Annotated in this window: 1 protein-coding gene; it reads right to left on the reverse strand. The window is 66.0% G+C overall.

Features of this window, described 5'->3' with window-relative positions; translation table 11 throughout:
* The coding region (locus E1295_RS52155; protein WP_281284820.1) for a formyltransferase family protein at positions 1-442 on the reverse strand (442 nt) is incomplete at its 3' end.
* Between the last annotated feature and the right edge of the window lie 352 nt (positions 443-794).

Consider the following 794-nt stretch of genomic DNA (forward strand, 5'->3'; position numbering starts at 1 on the left):
CCACCTCCACCACCAGCTCGACCGCCGCATCGGCCACCGGCCCGTTGTACAACGCCGACTTACGCGGCGGCTCCGACGGCATCGCGAACACCCGATACCCCCAGATCGGACCCGCGTCCATCTCCTCCACCGCCTGCAACGCCGTCACCCCCCACTCAGGCTCGGCATCCACGATCGCCCAGTCCAGCGACGACGGCCCACGATCCCCAGGAGGCCCAGGATGAATGATCACCGTACGGTGCCCCTGCCACAACGCCGCCGGCACCCGCTCCTTCAAGAACGGGCAGATCACCACATCCGGCTTGGCCAGCTCCGCCGCCTCCACCATCGCCTGCTCGGAGACGGCCAGCTCGACACTCACCTCATGACCCTCCCTCCGCAACGCCAGCCAGGCACGCTGGGTCAGGCCGTTGAACGCGGAGCAGAGCAGCAAGATACGCAACGCGGTACTTCCTTCAGGACAAGGGAGACGACACGACGCACGGGCACGGGGGACCGGACCTAGCCGGACGGGCGAACCCACCGGTCTCGGACATTAAAGTCCGTCCCATATGACCCATACATGCCTTCGATGCTGACATGAAACTCGCATCACTGCTGACACTTCACCGCAAAAACCCCCGCTGACCAGCCCCGATTAATCCCATTTGCCCACTAACATCACGCTCTGCGACGTACCGGCACCCGTCGGCGACCGCCGGAAACCAGGGGAGCGGCCCCGCGATCCATCCTGGCCGGGGGAGGACCGCGCTGATCACGGCCGCACATACGCGCACCTCCGGACGCATCCGATC

Origin of the sequence: Nonomuraea mesophila, assembly GCF_004352805.1 — a bacterium.
GTDB lineage: Bacteria > Actinomycetota > Actinomycetes > Streptosporangiales > Streptosporangiaceae > Nonomuraea > Nonomuraea longispora.